General features: G+C 66.6%; 28 protein-coding genes. 16 read left to right on the top strand and 12 right to left on the bottom strand.

The window, feature by feature from the left end; translation table 11 throughout:
• The gene (locus IC40_RS0122750; RefSeq protein WP_030136974.1) at positions 1-1,791 is read right to left on the bottom strand and encodes an Hsp70 family protein; all 1,791 of its coding nucleotides are present in this window, start codon (positions 1,789-1,791) and stop codon (positions 1-3) included.
• 220 nt (positions 1,792-2,011) lie between these two features.
• Here IC40_RS0122750 and IC40_RS0122745 point away from each other — a divergent pair, with 220 nt between their 5' ends.
• The 4 genes from IC40_RS0122745 (at position 2,012) to IC40_RS0122730 (ending at position 7,161) form a co-directional block, all read left to right on the top strand.
• Positions 2,012-2,494 (top strand): Rv0340 family IniB-related protein, encoded by a 483-nt coding sequence (locus IC40_RS0122745; RefSeq protein WP_030136973.1) that lies wholly within the window; start codon positions 2,012-2,014, stop codon positions 2,492-2,494.
• Positions 2,495-2,742: 248 nt separating this feature from the next.
• The gene (locus IC40_RS0122740; protein WP_030136972.1) at positions 2,743-3,714 is read left to right on the top strand and encodes an IniB N-terminal domain-containing protein; all 972 of its coding nucleotides are present in this window, start codon (positions 2,743-2,745) and stop codon (positions 3,712-3,714) included.
• 85 nt (positions 3,715-3,799) lie between these two features.
• On the top strand, positions 3,800-5,629 hold the full coding sequence (locus tag IC40_RS0122735) for a dynamin-like GTPase family protein (protein WP_030136971.1): 1,830 nt from the start codon (positions 3,800-3,802) through the stop codon (positions 5,627-5,629).
• Positions 5,630-5,649: 20 nt separating this feature from the next.
• On the top strand, positions 5,650-7,161 hold the full coding sequence (locus tag IC40_RS0122730; RefSeq protein ID WP_030136970.1) for a dynamin family protein: 1,512 nt from the start codon (positions 5,650-5,652) through the stop codon (positions 7,159-7,161).
• Here IC40_RS0122730 and IC40_RS0122725 read toward each other — a convergent pair.
• From IC40_RS0122725 to IC40_RS0122695, 7 genes are read right to left on the bottom strand one after another with little or no spacing between them, the layout of a single operon-like run.
• Positions 7,158-7,574, bottom strand: a complete 417-nt coding sequence (locus IC40_RS0122725) for a hypothetical protein (RefSeq protein ID WP_234411538.1) — start codon at positions 7,572-7,574, stop codon at positions 7,158-7,160. The two genes, IC40_RS0122730 and IC40_RS0122725, sit on opposite strands and share 4 nt — an antisense overlap.
• A 22-nt stretch (positions 7,575-7,596) precedes the next feature.
• Positions 7,597-8,535: an LLM class F420-dependent oxidoreductase gene (locus IC40_RS0122720; protein WP_030136968.1), complete on the bottom strand. Its 939-nt coding sequence runs from the start codon at positions 8,533-8,535 to the stop codon at positions 7,597-7,599.
• Positions 8,536-8,545: 10 nt separating this feature from the next.
• Positions 8,546-9,166 (bottom strand): DUF6461 domain-containing protein, encoded by a 621-nt coding sequence (locus tag IC40_RS26670; RefSeq protein ID WP_036470645.1) that lies wholly within the window; start codon positions 9,164-9,166, stop codon positions 8,546-8,548.
• 2 nt (positions 9,167-9,168) lie between these two features.
• On the bottom strand, positions 9,169-9,792 hold the full coding sequence (locus IC40_RS0122710) for a TIGR03085 family metal-binding protein (protein ID WP_030136966.1): 624 nt from the start codon (positions 9,790-9,792) through the stop codon (positions 9,169-9,171).
• Between the two features lie 16 nt (positions 9,793-9,808).
• Positions 9,809-10,378, bottom strand: coding sequence for a hypothetical protein (locus IC40_RS0122705; protein WP_030136965.1), 570 nt, complete (start codon positions 10,376-10,378; stop codon positions 9,809-9,811).
• A gap of 27 nt (positions 10,379-10,405) precedes the next feature.
• Complete coding sequence (locus IC40_RS0122700) at positions 10,406-11,725, bottom strand: DUF445 family protein (protein WP_030136964.1); 1,320 nt, start codon at positions 11,723-11,725, stop codon at positions 10,406-10,408.
• Positions 11,718-12,623, bottom strand: coding sequence for an Abi-alpha family protein (locus tag IC40_RS0122695; protein WP_308193906.1), 906 nt, complete (start codon positions 12,621-12,623; stop codon positions 11,718-11,720). Before IC40_RS0122695 ends, IC40_RS0122700 begins: the two co-directional genes overlap by 8 nt.
• 279 nt (positions 12,624-12,902) lie before the next feature.
• On the opposite strand from IC40_RS0122695, the gene IC40_RS0122685 reads away from it, so the two are divergent.
• The 6 genes from IC40_RS0122685 (at position 12,903) to IC40_RS0122660 (ending at position 18,667) form a co-directional block, all read left to right on the top strand.
• Positions 12,903-13,571 (top strand): TetR/AcrR family transcriptional regulator, encoded by a 669-nt coding sequence (locus tag IC40_RS0122685; RefSeq protein ID WP_030136962.1) that lies wholly within the window; start codon positions 12,903-12,905, stop codon positions 13,569-13,571.
• Complete coding sequence (locus tag IC40_RS0122680) at positions 13,572-14,432, top strand: alpha/beta fold hydrolase (RefSeq protein WP_030136961.1); 861 nt, start codon at positions 13,572-13,574, stop codon at positions 14,430-14,432.
• A 219-nt stretch (positions 14,433-14,651) separates the two neighbouring features.
• Positions 14,652-16,505 (top strand): molecular chaperone DnaK, encoded by a 1,854-nt coding sequence (dnaK, locus tag IC40_RS0122675; protein ID WP_030136960.1) that lies wholly within the window; start codon positions 14,652-14,654, stop codon positions 16,503-16,505.
• Complete coding sequence (gene grpE, locus IC40_RS0122670; RefSeq protein WP_030136959.1) at positions 16,502-17,113, top strand: nucleotide exchange factor GrpE; 612 nt, start codon at positions 16,502-16,504, stop codon at positions 17,111-17,113. Before dnaK ends, grpE begins: the two co-directional genes overlap by 4 nt.
• Positions 17,114-17,132: 19 nt before the next feature.
• Positions 17,133-18,314, top strand: coding sequence for a molecular chaperone DnaJ (gene dnaJ / locus IC40_RS0122665; RefSeq protein ID WP_030136958.1), 1,182 nt, complete (start codon positions 17,133-17,135; stop codon positions 18,312-18,314).
• Entirely contained in the window at positions 18,311-18,667 is a 357-nt protein-coding gene (locus IC40_RS0122660; protein WP_019512839.1) for a heat shock protein transcriptional repressor HspR, read from the top strand. The genes dnaJ and IC40_RS0122660 overlap by 4 nt, the downstream gene beginning before the upstream one ends.
• On the opposite strand, the gene IC40_RS0122655 is transcribed toward IC40_RS0122660, so the two are convergent.
• Genes IC40_RS0122655 through IC40_RS0122645 form a run of 3 tightly spaced genes read right to left on the bottom strand, consistent with a single transcriptional unit; the run spans position 18,655 to position 20,636 of the window.
• Positions 18,655-19,656 carry an acetamidase/formamidase family protein gene (locus tag IC40_RS0122655; protein WP_030136957.1) on the bottom strand — a complete coding sequence of 334 codons (1,002 nt, stop codon included), beginning with the start codon at positions 19,654-19,656 and terminating at the stop codon, positions 18,655-18,657. The two genes, IC40_RS0122660 and IC40_RS0122655, sit on opposite strands and share 13 nt — an antisense overlap.
• The gene (locus IC40_RS0122650; protein ID WP_030136956.1) at positions 19,643-20,404 is read right to left on the bottom strand and encodes a CbtA family protein; all 762 of its coding nucleotides are present in this window, start codon (positions 20,402-20,404) and stop codon (positions 19,643-19,645) included. Before IC40_RS0122650 ends, IC40_RS0122655 begins: the two co-directional genes overlap by 14 nt.
• A gap of 13 nt (positions 20,405-20,417) precedes the next feature.
• Positions 20,418-20,636, bottom strand: coding sequence for a CbtB domain-containing protein (locus IC40_RS0122645; protein ID WP_030136955.1), 219 nt, complete (start codon positions 20,634-20,636; stop codon positions 20,418-20,420).
• Between the two features lie 255 nt (positions 20,637-20,891).
• Between IC40_RS0122645 and nthB the strand changes: the two genes are divergently transcribed.
• The 6 genes from nthB to IC40_RS0122615 all read left to right on the top strand — a co-directional run bounded on the left by nthB (position 20,892) and on the right by IC40_RS0122615 (position 24,850).
• Positions 20,892-21,587, top strand: a complete 696-nt coding sequence (nthB, locus tag IC40_RS0122640) for a nitrile hydratase subunit beta (RefSeq protein WP_030136954.1) — start codon at positions 20,892-20,894, stop codon at positions 21,585-21,587.
• Positions 21,588-21,612: 25 nt separating this feature from the next.
• A complete protein-coding gene (gene nthA / locus IC40_RS0122635) occupies positions 21,613-22,209 on the top strand; it encodes a nitrile hydratase subunit alpha (protein ID WP_030136953.1) in 597 nt (198 codons plus the stop codon).
• Positions 22,210-22,614 (top strand): nitrile hydratase accessory protein, encoded by a 405-nt coding sequence (locus IC40_RS0122630; RefSeq protein ID WP_030136952.1) that lies wholly within the window; start codon positions 22,210-22,212, stop codon positions 22,612-22,614.
• A 13-nt stretch (positions 22,615-22,627) separates the two neighbouring features.
• Positions 22,628-23,152 carry a DUF1097 domain-containing protein gene (locus IC40_RS0122625; protein WP_030136951.1) on the top strand — a complete coding sequence of 175 codons (525 nt, stop codon included), beginning with the start codon at positions 22,628-22,630 and terminating at the stop codon, positions 23,150-23,152.
• 61 nt (positions 23,153-23,213) lie between these two features.
• Positions 23,214-23,672 carry a MarR family winged helix-turn-helix transcriptional regulator gene (locus IC40_RS0122620; RefSeq protein ID WP_030136950.1) on the top strand — a complete coding sequence of 153 codons (459 nt, stop codon included), beginning with the start codon at positions 23,214-23,216 and terminating at the stop codon, positions 23,670-23,672.
• 95 nt (positions 23,673-23,767) lie between these two features.
• A complete protein-coding gene (locus IC40_RS0122615; protein WP_030136949.1) occupies positions 23,768-24,850 on the top strand; it encodes a substrate-binding domain-containing protein in 1,083 nt (360 codons plus the stop codon).
• On the opposite strand, the gene IC40_RS0122610 is transcribed toward IC40_RS0122615, so the two are convergent.
• On the bottom strand, positions 24,790-25,728 hold the full coding sequence (locus IC40_RS0122610; RefSeq protein ID WP_030136948.1) for an aldose 1-epimerase: 939 nt from the start codon (positions 25,726-25,728) through the stop codon (positions 24,790-24,792). The two genes, IC40_RS0122615 and IC40_RS0122610, sit on opposite strands and share 61 nt — an antisense overlap.
• Positions 25,729-25,731: the final 3 nt, after the last annotated feature.

The raw sequence follows: 25,731 nt of genomic DNA, 5'->3' as shown, positions 1-25,731 counted from the left end.
CTAGGCGGCGCCGTCTATGACGGGATCCACCGGCTCGGGCGCCGGTTCTGGAGCCGGTTCGGGGGCGGGGGCCGCCGTGGTGGTGACGACCGGCTGCGTGGTGGTCACCGGAGGCTGGGTGGTGGTCACCGGCGGAGTCGTCGTCGTGGGCGGCGTCGTCGTGGTGGTCGTGGTGGTGGTCGTTGTTGTTGTCGTGGTGGTGGTGGTCGTTGTGGTCGTCGACGAAGTGGTGGACGGCGTGGTCGTCGTGGTGCTGCTGGACGGGGGCGGCGGTGGTGGTGGGATCTCCGAGGTGGTGACGACGCCGTTCTCGCCCGTGACGGTGACCGTCTGGGTGGTCTGTACCGGCTCGGTCGAGAAGCTGGTCGCGGTTTCGGTGACCGGGCCGCTGGGTCCACTGTTGCCGGTCAGCGTGACCGCCAGCCCGCCGACGGCCAGCAGCGCCGCGGCGGCCGCGGCGCCGAAGAGCAGCGGCGGCCGCTTGTACCAGGGCAGTGGGGCCGGTTCGGCGGGGTAGTCGTCCTCACCGGTGGCGAATTCGAGCTGCGGGCGGGCATCGGTAGGGCTTGGGGCGTAACCGGTTTGGTAGTCCGGCCCCTGGTAGGGCACGGGTTCGCCGGTGGGCGCGTCCTCGTCCTGCGACCAGGCCAACCCGCCCGACGGTCCCTCCTCGGCGGGGGGTGTGGCGCCGGCCCAGCCCATCGTCGGAGCCATGCCGGTCGGCGCCGCATCCGGCGATGCCACCGGAGCCAGACCGGTCGCCGCGCCCGCCTCCGACGCCAGGTCGGCCACCAGTGCCGCACCCGCGGCCACGCCGGCGGCCGCCATCGGGGCGGTGCTCACCGGGGCCTGCAGGCGTTCGGAAAGTCGCTGGGTGACAAGCGGGATGGCGGCACCGCCGCCGACGGTGGCGACCGCCGAGATGTCACCGGGGCCGATGTTGTTGTGCTGCAACAGCTCGTCGATTGCGCCGAGCAGGCCGCCGAGCGGGGCTTCGATGAGTTGCTCGAGCTCGGATCGGGTGACCCTGACCTCGGAGCTGAATCCGGGTAGTTCGGCCGGGATCGCGGTCGCCGTTTCGGCGGACAGCCGTTCCTTGGCGCGGCGACATTCATCGCGTAACCGGCCCAGCGATCCCACGGCCGCCGTTCCGGCCGGGTCCGCTGCGCCGGCATCGGCGATTCCGTTGATGACGTGATTGAGCAGCGCCTGGTCGATCAGATCGCCGGAGAATTCCGGGTAGCGCAGCGTCGCGCCGATCGGGGCGAGCTGGGCACCCGCATCAGCCAGCGTCACGCTGGTGCCACTGCCACCGAGATCGACGAGGGCGACGACGCCGGCGGACGGCAGATTACCGGCGGTACGCAGACCCGCAAGTGCGGCAATGGAATCCGGCACCAGGGCGGCATTGGCCAGGCCCGGCTTGTTGCGCAGTGCCCCCTGCAGAGCCGCCACCACATTGCCCGACCAATGGGCGGGAACCGCGATGGTGATCGGGTTGCCGCCGCCGACCGTATGTGCCATCGCATCGAGTGCCTCGGCGAGTACCTGTTCGCCCCGGTGCGAGGAGCCGTCAGAGGCGACCAGCGGAACCGGGTCGCCGACCCGGTCGACGAAACCGCCGAGCACCAGGCCCTGGCCGCCCAGGTTGGGATTTTCGCTCGGTAGACCCACCTCCGGTGCCCGGTCGGTGAACACGGTCAGCACCGACCGCCGGGTGACCGGCGCCCGACCTGCACGGGCCGCCACCAAATTGGTCGCCCCGACGGACAACCCCAGCGAGTCGCTCATGGAGCGGCCCCTCCCTCGTCTTTGCTCATCAGTCCTGCCACACCTTATCGGCTGGGATCCCGCGGAAGCGGTAATCCCCCTAACGTGTCGAAACCCCTAATGGGTCATCCCCTAACCGGTGATGCCGGCGAGTGGGTTCAACACCGATCTCGTGAGCCGCCGTCGTGGATAACATCGGTGCACGAGCGTCAGATGTAACGGACTTCAGGGACGGGGATTGATGAGTAACTCGCTACTCGACTTCGTGATGGCGGTGGTGCGTGACCCCGATGTCGCGGCAAGCTACGCCGCCGACCCCACCCAGGCGATCGCCGATGCCGGGCTGACCGACGTCACGATCGCCGATGTGAACCAGCTGATTCCGGTGGTCAGCGAGACCGTGGCTCCCGCCGCCGATGCCAACGTCTGGGCCACGGGCGCGGCCACCGCGGCGTTCGACGCCTTCGGCATCGACGATGCGGTCCCGACAACGGTCGATGACCTGCACCATCTCGATATTCCTTCCGTGGTCGACACCGCGCCGGAGGTCCACGACGTCGGTGCCACCCTCGACGACGTGTTCACGAATCAGGATCTTCCGGTGAGTCCGGTGATCGTCGACGAGCAGGTCGCCGATCCGGGGTTCGAACCCGTCGTGGCCGACTGGTCTGTGCCCGAGCAACCCGTCGACCCCGAGCATCACGACTTCCACACCTTCGGCTGATCCGCCGAGGACGAGCCCGCCCGCAGCCACTGTGGGCGGGCTTTTTCGTGTGCAGGTGTCGACTCCCCAAAGGCATCCCCTAATCCCCTAATGGGGTCACCCCCTAAACCCCTGTACGGGGCTCGGTCGGAAGGGGAATCAACCCCGTTTCAGCGGGGTCGGCGGGTCCATAACGTTGTCCTCAGTTCGCCGGACCATCCAGCGACAGGAACAAAGCCTCCTGAGCCAAGATCGAGAAAGGCACCGAAATGACCACCATCATCGACTACATCCTCGACCTGTTCCGCAGCCCCGACGTGGCCGGCGCCTTCATCGCCGACCCGGAGCAGGCGCTGCGCGACGCCGGTCTGCCCAACGTCACCGCGGCCCAGCTGCACGCCGTTGCCGCGACGGCGGCCCCGGCCGGTGTCGCCCTCGGCGGCGGGGACCCCATCCTCGGCCTGCAGCGCGCGGTTGCCGACCACCACAGCCTGGCCAACTCGTTCGCTCCGATGTACGCCCCGCAGCGCACCTTCGCCCCAGAGACCGATATCGCGAGCCACAACCGCACCAACGCCGAGTTCCTCAGCCCGGACCAGAGCTCCGGGGCCAACTCTCAGGTCGGCGGCTTCAACCTGGGCTTCGGTGACATCACCTTCGGCAACAAGACCGCCAACACCGCCACAGACGGCGGCGTCGTGGTCGACGGCAACAACGCGGGCACCGTCACCACCGGCAACGGCAACGTGGTGGGCGACGAGAACGTCACCGGCAAGGACATCGTGGTCGGCGACGACAACGTGACCGGTCACCACAATGTCGTCGGCGACGAGAACGTCACCGACAACTCCGAGGTCGACGTCAAGACCGGCAACCACTCGCCGGTCATCGTGGGCAGCGAGAACGAGGTGCATGACAACTCGCAGATCGCCGGCGACGACATCATCTCCGGCAACAAGGGCCCGGTGCTCAACGATGTCGACACCAGCGGCGGCCATGGCGGCGGCGCGGTGGCCGGCGGCGGACTGCTCGGCGGTGGCAGCGCCGTCGGCGGCGACGGCGGCAGCGGTGGTGGCATCACGATCGTCGACAACTCCGGTGTCCTCGACAACAGTGCCGACCACACCCTGGTCGACAATTCCGAGCACACCTCGGTCGACAGCTCGGTCGACAATTCGGTGGGCATCCACACCAACATGGACACCCACGTCGAGACCAACGTCGACGCCGGACTGTTCTGAAAAACCCTCCACCGAGAACTGGCGGGGACCGCTTCTGGTCCCCGCCAGTTCGCACGCCTACCGTTGACGCCAGGAGGGAACCCTGATGACGACGAACGCGCCGACGAGCTCAGATCCTCGCAACACGAAGGTCATCATCGAGCTCATCGACCACACCACCAGAATCGCCGAGCTCTACGAGCGCACCGATCTGGTGGCACGGCTGGGCGTCGCGAAGGACAAGATCGCCGATCCACACATCCGGGTGGTCATCGCCGGACAACTCAAACAAGGCAAGAGTCAGCTGCTGAACTCCTTGCTCAACCTGCCGGTCGCCCGCGTCGGCGACGACGAGAGCACGGTCGTGGCGACCGTCGTCTCCTATGCCGAGGAACCGTCGGCTCGACTGGTCCTCGCCGGGCCGGGCGGGTTGGAATACGCGCCCATCGAGATGGGCGACCTCAAGAAGGACCTGCGCCGGTTGCCGGTCGCACTGGGCCGGGAGGTGCTGCGCGCGGAGGTCGGTGCACCCGCGCCGATGCTCAAGAACGGCCTCACCTTCATCGACACCCCCGGCGTGGGCGGGCATGGGCAGCCGCACCTTTCGGCGACGCTGGGTCTGCTGCCCGATGCAGACGCGGTGTTGATGGTCAGCGATACCAGCCAGGAGTTCACCGAACCGGAGCTGACGTTCATCCGGCAGGCCGTCGAGATCTGTCCGGTGGCCGCCGTCATCGCCACCAAGACCGATCTGTACCCGTACTGGCGCGATATCGTCGGCGTCGACACCGCCCACCTCGGTCGCGCCGGAGTCCAGATCCCGGTGATCCCGGCCAGTTCGGTGCTGCGCGGACATGCCATCAGCCTCAACGACAAGGAGCTCAACGCCGAGTCGAACTTCCCGGCCATCATCTCGTTCCTTTCCGAGAAGGTGATGTCACGCGAGACCGACCGGATCCGCGACCATGTCGTCACCGAAATACGCGCCGCCGCAGAACATCTGCGGCTGTCCATCGATACCGAGTTGGCCGCGTTGGACGACCCGGCCACCCGTGAGAGGCTCACCGCCGAGCTGGAACGTCGCAAGCAGGAAGCCCAGAACGCGCTCCAGCAGACCGCGCTGTGGCAACAGCGGCTCAACGACGGTATCGCCGACCTGACCGCAGATATCGACCACGATCTGCGAAACAGATTCCGCCACATCACCGCTCACACCGAGAAGGTGATCGACGGTTGTGACCCGACCCTGCACTGGGCCGAGGTCGGTGCGGAGTTGGAGGATGCCGTGGCCACGGCCGTCGGTGACAACTTCGTCTGGGCCTACCAGCGAGCCGACGCCCTGGCCGCCGAGGTGGCCAGGCTCTTCATGGAGGCCGGCCTGGATGCCGTCGAACTACCCCAGGTCAGTGCCCGCGATATGGGCGCCGGGTTCGGTGAGTTCAAATCGCTTGCCCGGCTGGAGGCCAAACCGATCAAGGCGGGCCACAAGGTGGTCACCGGTATGCGCGGCTCCTACGGAGGCATCCTCATGTTCGGCATGCTGACCTCGTTCGCCGGGCTCGGCATGTTCAACCCGTTGTCGCTGGGGGCAGGATTCCTGTTGGGGCGCAAGGCCTACAAGGAGGACATGGAGAACCGGATGCTGCGGGTGCGCAACGAAGCCAAGACCAATGTGCGCCGCTTCGTCGACGACGTCTCCTTCGTGGTGAACAAGGAGTCCCGGGACCGCTTGCGCGCCATCCAGCGTCAGCTGCGCGATCACTACCGCAGCATCGCCGACCAGACCAGTCGGTCACTCAACGAGTCGCTGCAGGCCGCGCTGTCCTCGGCCAAACTCGAGGAGGCCGAGCGCGACACCAGGATCAAGGAACTGCGCCGTCAGCTCGACATCCTGCGTCAGGTGATCGAGAACACCGACAAGCTGGTGGGCGGCTAGTCACTAAGCTTGTCCGGGTCATGAGCACCAGCGATCACGTCCGCGCCATCCTGGCCGGCACCGTCAATGCCTATCGGGCCGATCCCGCCTACCGGAACCGGCCCGATGTGCATGCCGAACTGGATCGCATCGGCCGCCGGCTCAACCAGCCGATGCGGATCGCGCTGGCAGGCACCCTCAAAGCCGGTAAGTCGACACTGGTCAACGCCCTGGTCGGGGAGGACATCGCCCCGACCGACGCCACCGAGGCCACCCGCATCGTGACCTCGTTCCGGCACGGACCCACTCCCAAGGTGACCGCCAACCACCGCGACGGCCGCACCTCGAATGTGCCGATCGCGCGGGCCACCGAGGACGGGCAGCGTGGTCTGACGTTCAGCTTCGCCGGGCTGGACCCCGACGATGTCGAGGATCTCGACGTCGCCTGGCCGGCCGCCGAACTGATCGACGCCACCATCATCGACACGCCAGGTACGTCCTCGCTGTCACGCGATGTCTCCGAGCGCACGCTGCGTCTGCTGGTGCCCCAGGACGGGGTGCCGCGCGTCGACGCGGTCGTGTTCCTGTTGCGCACCCTCAACGCCGCCGATATCGCGCTGCTCAAACAGATCGGTGAGCTCACCGGCGGTGAGACCGGCGCGTTGGGTGTCATCGGGGTCGCCTCCCGCGCCGACGAGATCGGCGCCGGACGTCTCGACGCCATGTTGTCCGCGCGCGAAGTGGCGACGCGGTTCACCGCCGAGATGGACAAGACCGGCATCTGCCAGGCGGTGGTTCCGGTCTCCGGGCTGCTTGCGCTGACCGCGCGGACGCTGCGCCAGAGCGAGTTCGTCGCATTGGAGAAGTTGGCGGCCATGGAACCCGCCGATCTGACCAAGGCGATGCTCAGTGCTGACCGGTTCGTCCGCGAGGACGAGTCGTTGCCCGTCGATGCCGCGACCCGCGCGGACCTGCTGGAGCGGTTCGGCATGTTCGGCCTGCGTATCTCGATCGCGGTGCTGCGGGCCGGTATCAGCGATTCGGTGGCGCTGGCCGACGAACTGCTGGAGCGCAGCGGTCTGATCGCGTTGCGCGATGTCATCGACCAGCAGTTCGCCCAGCGTTCGGATCTGCTCAAGGCGCATACCGCGCTGTTGTCGCTGCGGCGGTTCGTGCAGGTGAACCCGATCTACGCGGCCCGACAGATCCTTGCCGACATCGACCCGCTGCTTGCCGACACGCACGCCTTCGAGGAACTCCGACTGCTGAGCCAATTACGTTCGCGCCCAACGACCTTGACTGATGACGAGATGGCCTCGCTGCGCAGGCTGATCGGCGCGGCGGGTACCGACGCGGCCAGCAGGCTCGGATTGGGGCCGTTGGTCCCCGGCCTGGGACCCGACGACGGCCCACGTGCGGCGTTTGCCGCCACCCAGCGCTGGCGCCGCCGCGCGGAGCACCCGCTCAATGACCCGTTCACCGCGCGGGCCTGCCGGGCCGCCGTCCGCAGCGCCGAGGCGCTGGTCGCGGAGTTCCACGCGCTGGGTCGTTAGGGAGCCGGGATCGGGTACAGCGTCCTGGTCTCGTTCTGTCGGTTGCGCCGGGTGGTGGTGGTTTCTTCGTCGTCCTCGTCGTCGTTGTCCCGGGTGCGCTCGGTGCGGGTCCGCTCGCGGGTGGTGGTCGTCGTGGTGGTGGTCGTCTCGCTGGTTTCGGGTCCCAGGATGTCGCTGGTCTGCGGCGGCACGTAACTGCTGGTCGGCGAGGTCGAGCCGGTGGTGGTGGCCGACGAGGTTCCGCTGTCATCGGAGAAGCTCGGCGTCACGTAATCCGGCGGGGGTGCCGGGGTGTTCACCTGGCGGACCAGCGTCATCGTCAGCCACACGACCAGGCCGATGGCGACCAGCGCCGCCACACTCGCGGCGAGCAGGGTGGGCGTTCGCTCATGCCATTTGGGATCGCCCGTCACGGCCACCGATCGTAGCGGTGTGTCAGTCCAGCTGCCCGATGACCTCGGAGGCGAAGAACTCCAGATGATCCAGATCGGACATGTCGAGTACCTGCAGGTAGACCCGCTGCACACCGGCTCGGGTGAAGGCGCCGAGCTTGTCGACGATCTCGGCCGGGGTGCCGACCACCGGCGAATTGCCCCGCATCTCGTCCAGCTCACGCCCGATCGCCCCGGCCCGCCGCGTCAGCACTGTCTCGTCGGCGCCGGCACACAGCACGAACGCCGCCGAGTACACCAGTGACTCCGGGGCGCGTCCGGCCGCGGCGACGGCGGCGGCCACCCGGTCGAACTGAGCGGTCAGATCCTCCAGTGAGGCGAACGGAATGTTGAACTCGTCGGCGAAGCGGGCGGTCAGCGCCGGGGTTCGCTTCGGGCCCGCACCGCCGATGATGATCGGCACCCGCTGCTGTGCGGGTTTGGGCAGGGCAGGGGAGTCCTTGATCGTGTAGTGGGTTCCGGCGAAGTCGTAGGTCTCACCGACCGGGGTACCCCACAGGCCGGTCAGGATCTGCAACTGTTCGGTCAGCCGATCGAAGCGTTCGCCCAGTGGTGGGAACGGGATGGCATATGCCTGGTGCTCGGCCTCGAACCAGCCTGCGCCGATGCCGAGTTCGACCCGGCCGCCGCTCATCTCGTCGACCTGGGCCACCGCGATGGCCAGCGGACCGGGATGGCGGAAGGTGGCCGAGGTGACCATGGTGCCGAGCCGGATGGTGGAGGTCTCCCGCGCGATACCGGCCAGGGTGACCCAGGAATCGGTGGGGCCGGGCAGCCCGTCACCTGCCATCGCCAGGTAGTGGTCGGACCGGAAGAACGCCGAATACCCCAGCTGTTCGGCGGCGCGGGCCACCGCGAGTTGGTCGGCGTAGCTCGCGCCCTGCTGTGGTTCGACGAAGACCCGGAAATCGATGCTGGACATGGTTTCCACCCTAGCCCGCGGACATGGGTACGACGGCGACCGTGAAGTCGGCCCGCTCGAACAATGCGGGGGTGCAGGCCACCCCGGTGATTCGCTCGGCGAGTGCGAATGCGGCCGCACTGAGATTCAGTGCCGAGACATCCTGGTCGGGATCCAGCGTGAGCCCGATGGCCTTCAGATGGTGCAATGCCGCGTCGGGCTCGTCGCCGGCACGCTCGGCAGGGAACAGCAGATCCAGATCGGTCAGCAGCCGCCCATCGCGCCACCACGCGAACTGATAGACCGCGTTGATGTTCTTGAAGTGCGCGACGACGGTCCGGCCCACGGTGAGTGGCCGGATGAGTTCATGTGTGACGCCCAGATATCCGTTCACCTCGGCGATCATCGTCCAGCCGGTCTCGGTGCAGGCCACCCCGATGAGCGCCTCGGTCGGGTTGTAGGACTCACCCGCGTGTGCGGCGGCGTGCGCCAGCAGCGCATCGATACCGGTTACCCGATCGATGAGGTGACCACCCAGATCGCTGATCACCTGCTCCGGGGTCGCGGCATCGAGCAGTGTCACGCAGTGCGCATCGGCCCAGTCCGGCCGAAAATCTTGCCACCAGAGGTAATCCGCGATCGTGGCGTCCATGCCTAGAGTCCGCGGCTGCCGGCTTTCACGGCGGCGATGGTGTCGGCGTCGCCGGTGAACTCCACCCGCACGGGTTCGCGGCCGGCGGCGAACAGCAGCAATTCCCCGGGCTCACCGGTCACGGTCACCGGGGCGCCCTTGCCCGCGGTCGTCAGTACGGTCCCGTCGGGCGTGGCCAGTGACACCTTCGCCGGCGACTTGGCCAGCGTCATCTTGGCGAACGAGCGGACCTGCTTTCGCAGCGCGGCCGTCGTTGCCTCATCGAGAACCCTTGGCTCCCAGGTCTTTGCAGCGCGACGCACATCCTCGTGGTGGATGAACATCTCGGCGACGTTGATCAGCGGGTCGAGCAGTTTGAACGGCGAGTACAGCGGCGGTCCCGCGGCGACCTGGCTGATCAGGTCGGACCAGTCCGTGGAGGCGGTCACCTGGTCCTGGACTCGGGCTGTGTAATCGGCCAACTGCGGGACCAGGATCCCGGGGGCGGCATCGAGGCGGCGTTCCCGCACGACCAGATGGGCGGCGAGGTCTCGGGTGGTCCAGCCCTCGCACAGGGTCGGCGCATCGGGGCCGGCGGCACGCATGGTGTCCACCAGTGCGGCCCGTTCTCTGCGGGCAATGGTCATAGCGGTCGGCCGTTCATCAGTACGTCTCCACACCCTCGATCCGGACGAACATCCCATGCCCGGTTCCGTCGTTGGTGAAACGGGTGCCGTCCTCGGTGGCGACGATCGTCCAGCCGAGCGCGGTGTAGGTGCGGTAGTCCAGTTGCACCGTCGGGATGTCGCCGAGATTTCCCGTCAGCCAGGTGACTTCCCCCGCTGCGGTGATGTTGACCCCGTTGGCGGGGAAACCGTCGACCTCCGGGGAGTTCTCGAACTCGGCCTCACAGCCAACTGCCCGGTCGGAGATCTGGCAACGCGTCTGGCCCGATTTCGTCTCGATGTATACGTAGCCGTTCTGCGGGGCCAGGTTCTCTCCGCCCGGCGGCACGGTGACCGGCGGCGGGGCCGGGGCCGGGGTGATGGGCGACTGGGTGGGCGTGGTGGTGGTGCGGTCCGGGCGCGAGGTGGGGAAGTCCGGTTCGGTGACTGTGGGTCCGGCGCCGACCGGGCGGCCGTCGGTGCTGTCCGAACACCCGCCGATCAGCAGCGCCAGAGCGATGCCGCCGCTGCCGAACCACAGCGCTGTCCGTTTCGCCCCACCCGTCACACCTGCGAGGCTACCGTCGTGGCGCGATTACAGGTGCAGGGCGTGCCGGACGAGCTGGGGTAGTGCGCTCACCGCGGCAGGCTCGTTGCCGAAGTTCTCGATCAACACCACCTGGAGTTCACCGACGACACCGCCGAGGATGGCCCCGACGGCGATCATCGTCGGCTCGTCGTCCTTGAACACCGGCCGCAGGATGGACTCGTACTCCTCATTGCTGAGCTGGCCCATCTTCTCGATGATGGTGTTCTCCAGATCAAGGGTCTTCATGGCGTAGTCCTGCGCCTCCACCAGTGTGGTGGGCAGCCGCTCCAACACGACCTGGACCAGGCTGTCCTTCAGGGCGTTGTAGCGCTGGGTGCCGACGGCCAGCTTGACCAGGGGCGTGGCCACTCCGGTCTGGGCGTCGATCGCCGCGCTGACCTCCTTGCCGACCAGGCTGAACAACTTGTCCGCGCCGGGGCCGCGCAACACCCCGTCGAACAGGATCTCCGGGGAGAACAGATCATCGGCCAGGATCCTGGCGTAATCGCGGGTGACCTTGTCACGCTGGGCGTGCAGCAGTCCCTGGAAAGGGATGAAGCCCAGGTACTTTTTCGGTTCGATCGGCCGGAACAGCATGTTCAACGCGATGTAGTCGCTGATGAAGCCGACGCCGAAACCGAAGGCCGGCATGATCCACGGGTTCTGGAACAGTGCCCAGGCGATCATCTGCACGACACCGATGACAAGGCCGAAGTAGATGCCGCTGCGCCGGACGAACGCCATTGCGTCATCGCCCATCCCACGCATCAGCTTGTTGAGCTTGTCCTTGTTACGCACCAGCGTGGTGACGGCGAGGAACTGGATGTCGACGAAACGCGGCAGATCGGCCCGCATCTCGTTGAGCAGCGATTCGACGACGCGGGGGGTCTCGTCCTGGATGCGCTTCTGGATGGCGCGTCGGGCCGGGTCGGGCAGGGCGTCCCACAGGCCGGGCCGGATCTGCTCGGCGACCTCGCGGGACACCTCGTCGATGGCCTCGGTGAGTGGTTCACGCAGTGCCTCGACCGCTTCTCTGGCATCGACGCGTTCGAGCAGCTCCTCGGGTTTGAGGAGGTTCTGGGTGAGTAGTTCGATGGTCTTGGAGCCGACCTTGCCTGCCCGACGCGGGACGATACCTTGCCAACCGAACGGGCCGATTCCGCGGAATTCCATTGGCCGGTAGAGCATTTCGACCGCGACGATCTTGGTGCTCCAGCCGACGAAGGCGGCCACGAACGGCATCGACAGATAGATGAACCAGTTGACCTCGAAGTCGGCGGTGATCTCCCGCCAGGACTGGATGGCGAGCAGGGTCTCGTTAGCCATCGGCGACGGCAGCCGCCCACAGGCCCATGCCGAGCGTGGAGAGGCTCAGCGAGAGCTTCTCCGTCCTGGCGATCAGCGGACCCTTCGATGCACCCTTCACCGCCTTGAGCACCATCGGTTCGGCCATCAGCACCTCGTAATCGGCTTTCTTGGACGGGTCCTCCGGACCGGTCTCGACAAGACCAAGGGATAGCAGATGATCGACGTACTGCGGGACCATATGGGGAAGTGCGACATTCGCGGTGCGTCCGATGAGGCACGCATTCTGCAGGACGACCTGGTTGCGCGACCGGCTGTAGATGTTGACCAGCGGCGAGGATGTCCCGTCTGACAGCGCGCCGATGATGCGGGCCTCGTCGGCCACCAACTGGTCCAGCAGACGGTGGTAGAGCTCCTGTTGGCTGCCGGCGGTGCTCTGGTCCAAGGCGCGGTCCAGTAGGCGACCCAGTTTGGTGTGCAGCGAGTCGTGCGGGGAGGCCTCGGGTTGCGGCAGCGGTCGCGGGGTGGGCTCGACGGCGTCCAGGCGGTTCTTGACGTAGGTGACGACCTGCTCCTCACCCCACGCGGCGAGCTTGAGACCCGTCTTGGCCGCATCCACGGCACGGTCGGTGAGCCCCAGCGGGTCGAACCATTTCGGCACCACCGGCTGTTGTTTCGGGGTGCGCACAGCGATCGCGATATCGCCCAGGGGGGTAGAGAAGCGGAACCCGCGCCGGTTGAAACCGTTGCGCTTGACCGGCGCCTTGTCGGTGACGACTCCCTCGGCAGGCTGGGGCTGCTCGTCGGGCTCGGGAAGTTCGGGGATCTCCGGCGGCTCGGGTTCGCTGTCGATCACGTGTGCAGGCGGCACGTCGACCGGGACCTGCACCGGGTCGTGATGCGGAATCTGCTCTCTCACCTGTGACCGAACCCCCAATTGCGCGCAACGGATACCGCAGGTTACCGGCTGCGCCGATATCCGTGGCAGGTGCCGTCGTGAATTGGGATCGGTAGCCGCACCGTTGCCATGGATGGCGGCACGAGCAAAGCGATGTTGTCATTGCCGGTCGCGGTGGCCGTGTTGCTCGCCGGCTGCACATCCCGGACCGCCACGCGAGAAGAGCCCGCGGCATCGGTGACCTGAGGTACCGTTGTAGTGACCGGATATCAATAGCTGGTCACTACGAAAGGTGCGGCTTTGCCCCGTCCGCGTGTCCCCGACCGTCGCGAGCGTGTCCTCGCGGCGGCGCATGAGCTGGCGCTGACCCAGGGCTGGTCGGGCACCACGATCGCCGAGATCGCCGCCCGCGCGGGAATCGGCAAGGGCGCGATCTATCTCGAATTCCCGGACAAACCGGCCATCCTGTCCGCCGTGCTGACCGGGCGTATGCGTGCGCTGACCGCCGGTATGCGCACCCGCGTGCTCGAGGCCGACGGCCTGGTCGACCTGCCGACGGCGTACCTATTCGCAGTCGAGGCGATCCTGGCCGATCCACTGATGCGTGCCCTGTATCTCGGCGACGCGGCCGTCCTCGGCGACCATGTGCGCGGCGTCTCCGACGATCGCTACGCACAACGCTTCACGTGGCTGGCCGACTATGTGGTCGCCCTGCAGAGCTGCGGCCTGATCGACCCCCGGATGGCCGTCGACCCCGTGGTGCGGATGCTCGGCGTGTTCACCATCGGTCTGCTGAATGGGCCCGCTACCACCGACGACCAGCTGCGCGATACCGTCGCGACCTTCGCAGATCTGGTCGGGCGGGGCTTGGCCACCGGCGGCCCGGTCGACCCCGAGGCTGCCCGACAGGCGCAGATCGTGCTGCTGGACCGCTTGGACGCGCAGCTGCGGCAGTTGGAGACGCTCTAGATGAGGCATGTCGACATCGCGGTCAGCGGCGGTCCGGTGCGGGTGTACCTGGCCGGTGACACCGGCCCGGCGCTGCTGCTCCTGCATGGAGCGATGCTGGATACCGGCCTGGGGGTGTGGCACGACGTCACCGCCGACCTGGCCCGCGACCACCGCCTGTACGTCGTCGACCTGCCGCGGCACGGCGGCAGCCGACCGTGGCGCGGCATGCTCGACGACCGGTTCTACCGCCGATTCCTGGGGGAACTGCTCGACGAGCTCGGGCTGGATCGGGTGGGGTTGATCGGTCTGTCGCTCGGCGGCGGGGTGGCCACCGGCTTCGCGCTAGAGCACCCCGACCGCGTCGATGCCCTGGTCGCGATCGGTCCGGGCGGACTCGACGCGGTCCGGCCCTACCAACTACTGACGTGGGCGGCCACCCGGACGCCGGGCTTGCTGAGGGCGAGCAGCTGGCTGCTGGCCAGGTTTCCCGGACTGGTCCGGTCGTCGCTGGCGGCCACCCTGACCGCGGGTGCGGATACGCCGGGCTTCGACCGAATCGTCGGGTCCGCGGTCGAGGAGGCCGTGGCGAAGAACCGGCACGGCGAGCGGGCACTCGACGACTGGCAGGTCCATGCCTACGGGCCGCGGGCGATGCGGGTGTATCTGACTCCCGAGCTGCACCGCCTTACCGTCCCGACGCTGTGGATTCGCGGCAGCGACGATCCGTTGGTCGGCGCCGACGTGCTGGACGAGGCGCACGCTCGGACGTCGGATTCGCAGTTGGTGACCATCGCGGGGGCGGGCCACATCGTGACCTATGACCAGCCCGCCGAGTTCCTCCGCGTGCTGCGCGAGTTCCTGCGCTCTCGTCGACAGTGACGTTTCGGCTGCTCAGGACGCATCTGTGACGACCGCACCGTCACTTTCGGCGAGGTGGGAGCGTCCGGGAACAAATCGCGACGACGGTGACGTTGACCAATTCGACAACAACTTGAGTGAATCGGGCTCAACTTCTACTTGACAGGGTGAACCGGTCGGGTGCAGGCTTGAGTGAGGTTCACTCAGATCCTATTCAAGCCAAACAGGAGGCAATGAACTATGGCTCGTGCGGTCGGTATCGACCTCGGGACCACCAACTCCGTCGTCGCAGTGCTGGAGGGTGGCGACCCGGTCGTCGTCGCCAACTCAGAGGGCTCCCGGACCACCCCGTCGGTCGTCGCGTTCGCGCGCAACGGCGAGGTGTTGGTCGGCCAGCCCGCCAAGAACCAAGCGGTCACCAACGTCGACCGCACCATCCGCTCGGTGAAGCGGCACATGGGTAAGGACTGGACCGTCGCCATCGACGGCAAGGACTACACCCCGCAGGAGATCAGCGCGCGCACGCTGCAGAAGCTCAAGCGCGACGCCGAGGCCTACCTCGGTGAGGACATCACCGACGCCGTCATCACGGTGCCCGCGTACTTCAACGACGCCGAGCGGCAGGCCACCAAGGAAGCCGGCCAGATCGCCGGCCTCAACGTCCTGCGCATCGTCAACGAGCCCACCGCGGCCGCCTTGGCCTACGGTCTGGACAAGGGCCAGAAGGAACAGACCATCCTGGTCTTCGACCTCGGCGGCGGCACGTTCGACGTGTCCCTGCTGGAGATCGGTGACGGTGTCGTCGAGGTGCGCGCCACCTCCGGTGACAACCACCTCGGTGGCGACGACTGGGACGACCGGATCGTCGAATGGCTGGTCGACAAGTTCAAGAGCACCAGTGGCATCGACCTGACCAAGGACAAGATGGCCATGCAGCGGCTCCGCGAAGCCGCCGAGAAGGCCAAGATCGAGCTGAGCTCCGGACAGAGCACGTCGATCAACCTGCCCTACATCACCGTCGACGCCGACAAGAACCCGCTGTTCCTCGACGAGCAGCTCACCCGCGCCGAGTTCCAGCGCATCACCCAGGATCTGCTGGACCGCACTCGTGCGCCGTTCCAGCAGGTGATCAAGGACGCCGGTATCTCGGTCGGCGAGATCGACCATGTCGTGCTGGTGGGTGGTTCCACCCGGATGCCCGCGGTCACCGATCTGGTCAAGGAACTCACCGGCGGCAAGGAGCCCAACAAGGGCGTCAACCCCGACGAGGTTGTCGCCGCGGGTGCCGCGCTGCAGGCCGGTGTGCTCAAGGGTGAGGTGAAAGACGTTCTGCTGCTTGACGTCACCCCGCTGTCCCTCGGTATCGAAACCAAGGGTGGCGTGATGACCAAGCTGATCGAGCGCAACACCACCATCCCGACCAAGCGCAGCGAGACCTTCACCACGGCCGATGACAATCAGCCCTCGGTGCAGATCCAGGTGTTCCAGGGTGAGCGCGAGATCGCCTCGCACAACAAGCTGCTGGGCTCCTTCGAGCTGACCGGTATCCCGCCGGCCCCGCGCGGCGTGCCGCAGATCGAGGTCACCTTCGACATCGACGCCAACGGCATCGTGCACGTCACCGCCAAGGACAAGGGCACCGGCAAGGAGAACACGATCAAGATCCAGGAGGGCTCCGGCCTTTCCAAGGAGGAGATCGACCGGATGATCAAGGATGCCGAGGCGCACGCCGACGAGGACCGTCAGCGTCGCGAGGAGGCCGACGTCCGCAACCAGGCCGAGTCGCTGGTCTACCAGACGGAGAAGTTCGTCGCCGAGCAGCGCAGTGCCGAGGGCGGATCCAAGGTTCCCGAGGACACCCTGGCCAAGGTCGATTCCGCGATCGCGGAGGCCAAGACCGCACTCGCCGGTACCGATATCGCGGCCATCAAGTCCGCGATGGAGAAGCTGGGCACCGAAAGCCAGGCTCTGGGCCAGGCCATCTACGAGGCCACCCAGGCAGAGCAGGGTGCCGGCGGCGACGCGGGTTCCCAGCAAGCCGATGACAACGTCGTGGACGCCGAGGTTGTCGAGGATGACCAGGAGCGCAAGTGAGCCAGGCCGATTCGCATGAAGAGCCGGTGACCATCACCGACAAACGGCGTATCGATCCGGACACCGGCGAAGTTCGCGAGCAGGAGCCAAACCCTCAGGACGATCCTGAGGGCTCGGCGCCCGCCGAAGCCGCCGGTGGCCCCGGAGCCGCCGACGAGAAGGTCGCCGAACTGACCGCCGATCTGCAACGGGTGCAGGCCGAATTCGCCAACTACCGCAAGCGGGCGTTGCGCGATCAGCAGGTCACCGCCGACCGGGCCAAGGCCGGCGTCATCACCCAGCTGCTGGGCATTCTCGACGATCTGGAACGCGCCCGCAGCCACGGTGACCTGGAATCCGGTCCGCTCAAGGCGGTTTCGGAGAAACTGGTCACCACCTTGGAGGGACTCGGATTGAGCAGCTTCGGGGCCGAGGGCGATGCCTTCGACCCGTCGCTGCACGAAGCGGTCCAGCACGAGGGTGATGGGTCGGCCCCGGTGGTCGGCACCGTCATGCGTCGCGGATACAAGGTCGGTGACGTGGTGGTGCGCCACGCAATGGTCGGAGTGGTCGACACGGTCGAGAATGCTGACTCCGGCAATGCCCAACCTGCACAATCAGAAGACTAGCCAGCGAAGGAGGTGACGGATGGCCCAACGTGAATGGGTCGAGAAGGACTTCTACAAGGAGCTCGGTGTCACCTCTGACGCCGGCAAGGACGAGATCAAGCGGGCCGCCCGCAAGATCCTGGCCGAGAACCACCCGGACCGGAATCCCGGTGACTCCGCCGCAGAGGAGCGGTACAAGGCCGCCTCCGAAGCCAAGGAAGTCCTGACCGACGACGCCAAACGCAAGGAGTACGACGAGACCCGTCGGCTGTTCGCCAGCGGTGGCTTCGGCCGCCGACCCGGCGGCGCCGGTGGTGGCTTCGGCGGTTTCTCCGGTGACGGAGTGGAATTCAACCTGGGCGACCTGTTCGACCAGGCCGGGCAGGCCGGCGGTGCCAATATCGGTGATCTGTTCGGCGGGTTGTTCGGCCGGGGTGCTCAACAGCCCCGGCCGAGCCGCCCCCGGCGCGGTAACGACCTGGAGACCGAAACCGAGCTCTCGTTCCTGGAGGCCACCAAGGGCGTGGCGATGCCGTTGCGGCTCACCAGCCCGGCCCCGTGCACCAATTGCCATGGCAGCGGCGCGCGTCCGGGCACCAGCCCGAAGGTGTGTCCCAGCTGTAACGGCGCCGGGGTGGTCAACCGCAACCAGGGCGCGTTCGGCTTCTCCGAGCCGTGCACCGAATGTCGTGGCAGCGGGTCGATCATCGAGCACCCGTGTGACGAGTGCAAGGGCACCGGTGTCACCACCAGGACCCGCACCATCAACGTCCGCATCCCACCGGGCGTCGAGGACGGACAGCGAATCAGGCTGGCCGGTCAGGGTGAAGCGGGCCTGCGCGGCGCACCGTCGGGTGATCTGTATGTCACCGTGCACGTCCGCGCCGACAAGGTGTTCGGTCGCGACGGTGACGACCTGACCGTCACCGTTCCGGTGTCCTTCCACGAATTGGCACTGGGGACAACACTTTCGGTGCCCACCTTGGAGGGCAAGGTCGGAGTGCGGGTGCCCAAGGGCACCTCCGACGGCCGGATCCTGCGGGTGCGTGGACGCGGGGTGCCCAAACGCTCCGGCGGTCACGGCGACCTGCTGGTCACCGTGAAGGTCGCCGTGCCGCCCAATCTGGAGGGTGAGGCGGCCGAGGCGCTGGAGAACTATGCAAAGGCCGAGCGGGCCACCGGATTCGACCCCAGGGCGGGTTGGGCAGGAAATCTGTCATGAGCCGCCAAGAGGACGCCAGGACCTTCCTCATCTCGGTGGCCGCCGAGCTGGCCGGTATGCACGCGCAGACCCTGCGCACCTATGACCGACTCGGTCTGGTCAAACCGCAGCGCAGCTCCGGAGGAGGTCGACGTTATTCACAGCACGACGTCGACCTGCTCCGCGAGGTGCAACGGCTCTCCCAGGACGAGGGCGTCAACCTGGCCGGTATCAAACGGATCATCGAACTGACCAACCAGGTCGAGGCCCTCCAGAGCCGCGTTGCCGAGCTGACCGCCGAGGTAGACCGGTTGCGCAAGCCCAGCACCGCGCTGGTGCTGTGGCAACCCCGCGGGAAGCGTCAGTCAAGCTGACCAACAGCGGCACGCATGCGGGCATGCGTGCCGCTGTACGGATCGGCTTGTGGCAGAAGCGATTTGTGAATCTTCGTCACCGCGCTGTAGTTCACGTCGACGACGTTGGCCAGGGGTGAAAGACACAGCTGCGAACACAGCTGGTAGGCGTCCATGGTGGCGAGGTCATACAGTTCGGTCAGCCAACGGACCATCTCCACCTGCGAGCAGCGCCACGCATCTTCCAGTGGACGTGCCGACCCGACCGTCAGCAGCGCATCGTCGTGTTCCAGGCGCGGCCACGCCGGTGCGCCGCCCTTGATCAGTTCCACGAGTACCGTCACGTTCATCGCGCCCTCCAACGCGGTGCCACAGGTTTCCCCCTCGCCCTGCCGGTAGTGCCCGTCGCCCACCGAGAACAGCGCACCTTCCACATTCACCCCGAGATACACCGTGGTGCCGGCGCGCAGTTCGGGGGTATCCATGTTGCCGCCGAAGTAGTCCGGCACCAATGTCGTTCGCACCTCCCGCAGCGCGGGGGCGACCCCGACGGTGCCGAGCATCGGAGCGAGCGGCACCGTCAGCGTGAAATCGGTTTCGTGCGCGGTGAAGACCGCGGTGGACTCCGCGCGATCGATCTGGTAGATCCAGGTCTGCTCGGGTAGCGCAGGCTGCAGGCCCGCGGTCCGGTCGGTGCCGGTGAGCGCCCCGAACAACGGAATGGTGGTCGACGCGGCCCAGTCACGCGCCGGCTCCAGTGACACGATGTGCAAAGCCAATGTGTCACCCGGTTCGGCGCCCGTGACGTAGAACGGGCCGGTCTGGGGGTTGAGCTCTTTGGGATTGAGCACCTCACTCGGCTTGTCCGAGCTCGACGTCACTCGGCCCGCGAAGGCATCCTCGGTCCACAGTTTCAGCACCGTTCCCGGTGCCACCTCCATGATCGGATCGGCGCCCCCGAACGTCCAGACGTACTGATCGGGGGTCGGGCTGAACTCAACGATGGGCACGCAGATACTCCTCTGGGGTGACGGTGCGCAGCGCGCGGGGCAACAGACAGGCGAACGTGGCTCCGATGACCAACCACAGCAGTGCCTGGTTGGTCAGCGATGCGAGCCGGAAATCGGCGAGGACGTCGGCGGGGAAGCCGTGCGGTGTCTCGTCGAAGGACGGCAGCGCCGACACGAGGAGCGTCACCGCCACCAGGTATCCGACCGCGGCCGTCACTGCCGATGGCCAGCCCCCGATGCGTGTGCGCAGCGCGAGCCCGACCGCCAGCGCCGCACAGGCGATGGCGACCGAACCGGTGATCAGGACGAGGTAAGCGGTGGTCCTGGCGCCCACGGTGGCGTCGTCGCCGACCCCAGGTGGGCTCGCCGGATAGGTGAGCAGCGGCACCGCCGAGACGACGCAGAACGCCCCCGCCGCGGTAAGGGCCGCCACGGTGCGCGGATCGGCAGGTAGGCGCCTGTTGCGCAGCATGCTCAGCAGCACAGCGAGTGCGACGGCGAACAGCGCACCCATGATGACCGCGGACATCACCGAGCCGACGGCGGCACCGATATTCTCCTGGATTGCCCTGCTGAACACCTCGGGTTCGTGTTCGTGCGCCTCCGCGACGGGCCCGTGCGTGTGTGCGCCCTCCATGCCGATTGCCACATCGATGAGTGGCGTGATCTGGATGCGGGCGAAGCCGTAGGTGAGGATGCCGGCGAGTGCGCCGGCACCGAGTCCCAGCCCGATGAGTCTCTTTTCCATCGTCGGATTCCGCTCAGTGGCAGGGGAAGCCGAGCAGATGGCGGGCGTCGTGCAGGAACTCGTGCACATGGGTGTCCGACCCGAAGACCGAGACCGCGCCCTGGTCATAGCCGAGGAAGTAGTACGCGATCAGCGCGAGGGCGACGGTGCCGGTCAACCATAGGGCCGAGCCGACGGCGGCATCATCGGCGGGGGTGACCGCAGCCGCCCGCGCAGTGCGTGAAGTGCTCATGAGGATCTCTCTCCTGACTATTAGTTCCACGGAACAACTATTCCGCTGGTGTGTGATGGTTACCGCCGACCCGGCCTGACGCAACCGCTACAGGCGGATAAAACAGCTCACGAAACGCATATTTAACTTCCGAATGGCCGGTGGTAAATGCCGTGTTACGGATTCCTGGACAGATTGCGACCCACGCCGCACCGGCGAATACTTCCAACTCGAAGTGTTGTGGAGAAGAACCGATCGACAGGAGTGCCTCACAAAATGCACGGTCCACATGACGTCGGCGGACGGGATGGGCTCGGTCCCATCGATCCCGTGTTCCTCGAACCGGACATTCCCAATTGGCGCTATCCCTTCGAAGGCCGGATGCACGCAGTCACCGCGATGGCGATCGCCAAGGGTGCCTTCAATCTCGACGAGCAGCGGCACGGCATCGAACTCATGGGATGGAGTGATTACACCGATTCGACCTACTACGCACACTGGTTGTTCTCGGTGGAGAAGCTGCTCAACGACAAGGGATACATCTCCCACGACGAGATCGATGCTCGGATGCAGCAACTGGGTACGCCGTCGATGAACCCACATCCGGAAAAGCCGGAGACGTTGTCCCCGTTCGCCGAACAGATGGTCGACGTGCTGTGGAAGGGAACGCCCCATGACCTGCCTGCGGACACACCGCCTGCCTATGAGGTAGGTGCGACGGTGACGGTGCGCAACATTCACGAGGTCACCCACAACCGGCTGCCGGGGTATCTCAATCGCGCCACCGGTGTCGTCGCCAAGCAGTACGGGGCCTATCACGACCCCGCGGCCAGCGCCCACCAGCAGACCGACGTCCCCCACCAGCTCTACATGGTCCGGTTCACCTCGACCGAACTGTGGGGCGAGGCCGCCGCCGAGAAGTTCGACCTGTACGCAGACCTGTTCGAGGACTACCTCGAACCCGCAAGCTGACGAAACTCTAAGGAAGAGAACACACATGGACTGGCTTTCACTATCCGATGTCGAGGCGCGGGTGAACGCGCTGGAATCGCTCATGGTCGAGAAGGGACTTGCCGAGCACGAGGCCGTCGACGCCGTCGTGTCGTCCTTCGAGAACGACATGGGCCCGGTCAACGGCGCCAAGGTGGTCGCGCGCGCCTGGACCGACCCGGAGTACAAGGAATGGCTGCTGCGTGATGCCACCGCTGCGATCGCCGACATGGGATTCACCGGGCTGCAGACCGAACACATGGTGGCCGTCGAGAACACCGCGGAAAAGCACAATATCGTGGTGTGCACGCTGTGCTCCTGCTACCCGTGGACGCTGCTGGGCATCCCGCCGGCGTGGTTCAAGTATCCCCAGTACCGTGCCCGCGTGGTCAAGGAACCGCGCAGCGTGCTCGCCGAATTCGGGGTGACGCTGCCCGACGATGTCGCCATCGATGTCTGGGACAGCAGCGCCGAAATCCGCTATCTTGTTGTCCCGCAGCGTCCGTCGGGCACAGAGGGGCTCTCGATCGACGAACTGGTGGATCTGATCAGCCGTGACTCGATGGTCGGAACCGCTCTGGTCTCCGCGGGGCAGGAGAGCTAGATGACCATCACCCAGGATGTCACCGATATCGTCGGATTCGACGATCAGGACGGTGCGACGGCACTGCCCCGATCCAACGGCGAACTGATCTTCGACGCACCATGGCAGGGCAGGCTGTTCGGGCTCGTCGTACACCTCTGCAAGGCAGGAACCTTCGAGTGGGACGAGTTCAAGTCACATCTCATCGCGGTGATCGACGAATCCGGGCTCGGCGATGTCTGCGACCCGGCGGTCTACTACCGACAATTCGGGGAGGCGTTCTGCCGACTGGCCGCGCAGAAGGGCTTCTTCGACGCCTCGACCCTGGAGCGCCGCGCCCTCGTCGAGGGCGAGCGGTTGGCGCACACAGGCCATGAACACGACCATGAACACGACCATGACCATGACCACGGACACGCTCACTGATGGAGAACATGCGATGAGCAAGGCCACTGCGCTGTCCATCAGTGTCGGAATCTTCGGCGCCCTGTCGACCTGGCTGACCGCCGCCGTCTGGCCGCTACCCGTCTGGGTGTTGTTCCTGGCGTGGGCGTCGTTCTTCTTCGTCGGGTCCGGGATCGGTGGGCTGTTGAAATCGGTGGCGTGCAACTGGACAGGCATCGCCATCGCGACGTGCACCCTGCTGGCGGTCAACGGAACCGAGAGTGCGGTACTGCTGGCCGTCGCCGTCGGGATCGGCAGTCTGGCAATGGTTCAGGTGTCGCGCATGCCGTGGTTGTCGGCGACGCCGGCGATCGTCTTCGGCTTCGCGATGACGGTCGGCACCATTGCGGCGACCACGCATCCGATCACCACCTCCGGTGTCTCCAATCCGGCGCTGATCGCCGCGACGACGGCCTTGGTGGGCGCGGCCTTCGGCGTGGCGTCGGAATGGTTGGCCCAGATCGTGCTGCGGGCGTGGCCGGTGCCCGGCGAAGCCCCCGATATGGCGCAGCCGGCGTGAGTGTGCGGGTCGTGATGAGGCCGGATATCCTGCACGAACCCAATTATTCGAGATGGAAGAGATGAGCGGGGGAGCGGTGCCGACGACGACCGGTCCCGACAGCGTGTCGGAGGTCCTGTTCCGGGCCGGCCGGTGGTGGTCGGATGCGTTGGCGAGTGGACTGCTGGACGCCGATGTCACCAGTATCGACGGGTGGCGTGTGCTCGGATCGCTGCGCGGCGGCGACGGATTTACGATGAGCGATATCGCGCTTGCCCTGACGATTCCGCCCCCGTCCCTGACCAGGATCGTCGACAAGCTCGTCGATGGCGGATTCGTGGTGCGTCGGGTCGATGCGATGGATCGCAGGCGGGTCCTGATCTACCTCTCTGCGCGGGGAAAGACCAAGGTGCGCAAGTTGGTTCGACAGGAGGGCCTGGTCAAATCGGCCCTCATCGACGAGTTCGGTGAGGACACCGCGGTTCATCTGATCCGCACGCTGGCGCGGGTCAGCGACCTGTCGATGCCCTGCTCCCGCTGAGGACAACTTTTCATCGAACCAACAGTTGCGCAACGCGGCGTTAACGACAGCGGTCGAGGATCGAACCCGGATAGTGGCGGGACGGAGATGCGGCGATGGTCGACGAATCGGGACGAATCGGGCGCGACACCATCGACGTCGCGCTCGTGGTGCCGTTCAGCGGATCGGCCGGCATCTACGGTCCGTCATGTGAAGCCTGTGCCGAACTCGCCATCGCTGATATCAACGCCGGACCTGGATTACTCGGCAGACAGGTGCGATTGGTCCCCGTCGACGGAAGTCGCGCGCCGACAGTCGTCGCCGCCGAAATCGCCGCGCTGATCGATCTGGGCGCCGTCGATGCGGTGACCGGCTGGCACATCTCACCGGTGCGCAAGGCGATTGCCGAGGTCACCGCCGGCCGGGTGCCCTATGTCTACGGTCCGCTGTATGAGGGTGGCGAGCGCACGCCCGGTCTCTTCCTCACCGGCGAAACCCCGTCCAAGCAGCTGCTGCCGGCGATGAGCTGGATGAAATCGGAGTACGGTATCGATCGCTGGGTGGTGATCGGTAACGACTACGTCTGGCCACGGGAGACCGGGTCGGCGGCGCGGGTCCACGCCAGGGCGTCCGGGCAACCGCTGCTGGCAGAGATGTACTTCCCGCTGGGTACCGACGATTTCGGTGCGGCAATCAGCCAGATCGAACAGACCGAGGCCACCGGTGTCCTGCTGTTGTTGGTCGGTGGCGACGGTGTCGCGTTCAACCGCCAATTCGCGGCCGCGGGCCTGGGGCGGGCGGTACCCAGACTGAGCCCGCACGTCGAGGAGAACATGCTGCTGGCCAGCGGACCCGAGAGCAACGAGGGTCTGTTCGCCGCCGCCGGATACTTCGAGGCACTGAACACCACTGCCAGCATGGATTTCGCCCGCCACTATTACGGTCATTTCGGGGTTGCGGCGCCGGCCCTGAACAGTATCGGTGAATCCTGTTACGAGGCACTGACATTGTTCGTGACGCTGGTCTCACGTGCCGGCTCACTCGGCATCGAGTCGATGACCATGGCGGCGACCGACCTGCGCTACTCCAGCCCGCGCGGTGAGGTGCGGATGCACGGCAACCAGATGTCCCAGGACATCTACATCGCCGAGGCGTTGGGGCTGGATTTCGAGGTTCGGGAGAGGATCTCGGCCGCCTGAACGGTGATGCTGAACTCGAATACCGCGGGATCGCCCTCGGCCACCCGGTAGCCGCCGCGCCGTAACGCGTCGGTCGGGGCCGCCATCGGCTCGATGGCGACCAGGTCAGCGTCGGGCGGTGCGAACAGCTGAGCCGCCGGATAGCCACGACCGAAACGCACCTCGATGCGCCGCCCACCGCCGGCGATGGCGAACACCGCCCCCTCGGGCACCTCGTCGAAACCGTCGTCGAGCGCGCGGTCGGCCAGCGGCTCCGCAGCCGCCGGCCACACCTGGTGTTGACCGGTCGGAAGACCGGCATCATCGACCGGCAGCCACCGCATGCCAGGAGTGCTCAACACCCAGTCGGCCCGTGGCACGTCCGGGATCGTGAGATACGGGTGATAACCGAAGCACAGCGGTACCGCGACGCCGGGCTCGGGCGCCACCGTCGTCGTGATGGTCAGCGTCCGGTCTGCCAGCCGCACCCGTTGGGTCAGCACATGCGGAAACGGGAACGCCGCCAACAGCTCCGGGGTCGTGTACTCCAACACCGCGAGCAGCTCATCGGCCGAATGCTGCACCTGCCATCCGGGGTGCGCGGCCAGGACCCCGTGCATCGGTGCGCCGTGCGGATCGGTCCGCACACCGGGCGCACCGTCCAACCGCACCGTCGTGGTGCCGACCGCATAGTCCTTGCCGCTCAGCCTGTTCGCCCACGGATACAGGATCGGGATGCCCATGGTCTTGCCCTCGGCGATGTACGCGTCCAGGCCACGGCGCTGCCCGAGGAACTCGACACCGTCCTCGGCAAGCGAGGTGCCGATCATGCCTGCACCGGGGACGAAGGTCGCGGTCAGCGAGGACGACGGATCATGCAGCACCAGGGATTCGGGCATGGA

This window comes from Mycolicibacterium neoaurum ATCC 25795, from assembly GCF_000691525.1.
Lineage (GTDB): Bacteria > Actinomycetota > Actinomycetes > Mycobacteriales > Mycobacteriaceae > Mycobacterium > Mycobacterium neoaurum.
This window is presented reverse-complemented; position numbering and strand designations above follow the sequence as displayed.